This is a genomic window from Streptomyces sp. NPDC031274 (genome assembly GCF_055570235.1).
Genome location: NZ_JBVIHP010000073.1, coordinates 1 through 3,337, shown reverse-complemented (window position 1 = coordinate 3,337; position 3,337 = coordinate 1). Strand labels below are relative to the sequence as shown.

At 68.0% G+C, this 3,337-nt stretch carries 1 protein-coding gene; it reads left to right on the top strand.

Going from position 1 to position 3,337, the window contains the following annotated elements:
* Positions 1 to 3,337, top strand: a 3,337-nt coding sequence (locus tag ACZ5CR_RS43500; protein WP_468868730.1) for a type I polyketide synthase, incomplete at both ends; no start/stop codon positions are given.

Below are 3,337 nucleotides of genomic sequence, written 5' to 3'. Positions count from 1 at the left end.
GGCGCTGGTGCAGCGTCGTCGGATGCGTGGGCTGGCGGGCCAGGCGCTGGCGTGGGGTCTGTGGTCGCAGCGCAGCAGCATGACCGGACACCTGGGCGATACCGAGATTCAGCGTTTGTACCGCACTGGTCTGCGGTTGTTGGAGACCGAGCAGGGGATGCGGCTGTTTGATGCGTCGGTGGCTCTGGATGAGCCGCTGCTTGTTCCGCATCCGATGGATCTGTCGGTTCTGCGTGGTCAGGGTGAGGCGGTGCCCATGCTGTTGCGTGGGCTGGTGCGTGCCACGGTGCGTCGGACGGTGGAGTCCCGTGGTGATGCGCCGGGTGGTTCGGCTCTGGTCCAGCGTCTTGCGGCGCTGGATGAGCGGGGGCGCCAGGAGCTGCTGCTGGATCTGGTGCGGGCGAATGCGGCATCGGTGCTTGGACACTCCGGGACGAGTTCGGTGGGAGCCGAACTGGCCTTCAAGGAGCTGGGCTTCGACTCGCTGACCGCGGTCGAGCTGCGCAACCTGCTCACCTCGGCCACAGGCCTGAAGCTGCCGGCCACTCTCGTCTTCGACTACCCGACCCCCGCCGCTCTCGCCGACCACCTCAAGACCGAACTGGTCGGTGACCTGGAGGCCATATCCACGGCTGTTGTCTCCACCCGGTCCGCGACGGACGACGACCCGATAGTGATCGTGTCGATGAGCTGCCGGTTCCCGGGCGGTGCCGACTCCCCGGAGAACCTGTGGCAGTTGGTCACCAGCGGCGGTGACGCCGTGGGAGACTTCCCGACGGACCGCGGCTGGGACCTCGACAACCTCTTCGACTCCGACCCGGAGCGCCCCGGCACCTCGTACACCAGCGAAGGCGCCTTCGTTCACGACGTAGCCGGTTTCGACGCCGAGTTCTTCGGCATTTCGCCGCGCGAGGCGCTCTCCATGGACCCGCAGCAGCGGCTCTTCCTGGAAACGTCATGGGAGGCGCTGGAGCGGGCCGGAATCGACCCGACGTCGGTTCGCGGCAAGGACATAGGCGTGTACGCGGGGGCTTACTCCGCCGGCTACGGCATGACTGCCCGCGTTCCCGAGGAGCTCGAGGGGTACGTCGTCACCGGCGAGGCCACGAGTGTGATCTCCGGCCGTGTCTCCTACACGCTCGGCCTCGAAGGCCCTGCGCTGTCCGTCGACGCCGCTTGCTCGTCGTCCCTGGTAGCTCTGCACATGGCGGCGCAGGCGCTGCGCAGTGGCGAGTGCTCCATGGCGCTGGTGGGTGGGGTCACCGTGATGTGCACGCCCACGGCGTTCACCGAGTTCGCCCGTCAGCGGGGCATGGCGCGTGACGGACGGTCCAAGCCGTTCGCCGATGCGGCCGATGGGATGGGCTGGGGCGAGGGTGTCGGCGTCCTGCTCGTCGAGCGGCTCTCGGATGCCCGACGCAACGGACACCAAGTACTGGCCGTGGTCCAGGGATCGGCCCTCAACCAGGACGGTGCGTCGAACGGTCTGACCGCGCCGAACGGTCCGTCGCAGCAGCGCGTCATCCGCCAGGCCCTGGCCAACGCCGGTCTGAATCCGGCGGATGTGGACATCGTGGAGGCGCACGGTACCGGAACGACCCTCGGTGACCCGATCGAGGCGCAGGCGCTGCTGGCCACGTATGGGCGTGATCGTGACCCGGAGCGGCCGTTGTGGCTGGGGTCGGTGAAGTCGAACATCGGTCACACGCAGGCAGCTGCCGGTGTGGTCGGCATCATCAAGATGGTCATGGCACTGCAGGAGAAGGTGCTGCCGAAGTCGCTGCACATCGATGCGCCGTCGTCACATGTGGACTGGTCGGTAGGGGCTGTCGAGCTGCTGACCGACAACCGTGAGTGGCTGCGGGAGAACGGTCCGCGGCGTGCGGGTGTGTCGTCATTCGGCATCAGCGGCACCAACGCGCACATCATCCTGGAAGAGGCACCCGAAGAGGCACCCGAACCTGAAGCGGACGAGTCTCCTGCGGCTACGCCCGCACCGTCGGTTGTTCCGTGGGTGTTGTCGGCGAAGTCGGAGGAGGCGCTGAAGGCGCAGGCCGATCGGCTGCTGGAGCGTGTTGCGGGTTCGGAGGGTGTGGCGCCGGTTGACGTGGGTCTGTCGCTGGCTACGTCGCGTGCGGCGCTGGAGTACCGTGCCGCGGTGGTGGGTGGTGATCTGGAGTCGCTGCGGGAAAGCCTGCGGGCGATTGCTTCGGGTGGTGCTGATGCCCGTGCGGTGAGTGGGATCAGTCTGGGCACGGGCGGCAAGAGTGTGTTCGTGTTCCCGGGTCAGGGGTCGCAGTGGGTGGGCATGGCCGCCGAACTGATCGAGTCCTCACCGGTGTTCGCAGGGCGCATGCGGGAATGCGGTGATGCGCTGTCCTCGTATGTGGACTGGTCGCTGTTCGACGTCCTGGAGGACGCGGAGGCGCTGGAGCGCGTCGACGTGGTCCAGCCGGTGTTGTGGGCCGTGATGGTGTCGCTTGCCGAGCTGTGGCGTGCCCACGGGGTGCAGCCTGCTGCTGTGGTGGGTCATTCGCAGGGTGAGATCGCGGCGGCTTGTGTGGCCGGGGCGCTGTCCATCGAGGATGCGGCCAAGGTGGTGGCCCTGCGGTCGAAGGCGATCCTGGCGCTGTCCGGCCTGGGCGGCATGGTGTCCGTAGCCCTGCCGGTGGCAGAGGTGCGGGAGCGGCTGACCGAGGGGCTCTCCGTCGCGGCGGTCAACGGGCCTTCGGCGGTGGTCGTTTCCGGCGATGTGGCCGAGTTGGATGCTCTTCTTGCCGCCTGTGAGGCGGACGAGGTCCGAGCGCGCCGCATTCCGGTGGACTACGCCTCGCACTCGGCGCATGTGGAGACCATCCACGCCGAACTGCAGCAAGTTCTGGCGGGACTTGAGCCGCGTACAGCCGATGTGCCCTTCTTCTCCACGGTGACCGGCGACTGGCTCGACACCACCGTGATGGATGCCGAGTACTGGTACACCAACCTGCGCCAGACCGTCCGCTTCGAGGAGGCCACGAAGGCGCTGGCCGAGCAGGGCTACCGCTTCTTCATCGAGGCCTCCGCCCACCCCGTCCTCACCGTAGGACTCCAGGAGACTCTGGACGCCGCAGGTGGCGACGCGCTGGTCCTTGGCTCCCTGCGTCGCGACGAGGGCGGCCTGGAGCGCTTCGTCACGTCTCTCGCCGAGGGCTGGGTGCGAGGCCTGCCCGTCGACTGGTCGCCGCTGCTCGCCGGCGGACACCGCATCGACCTGCCCACCTACGCCTTCCAGCGCAAGCATTACTGGCCCGCACCGGCTCGCCACGACATGGAGCCGATCGTCCAGGTCGCCGATCCG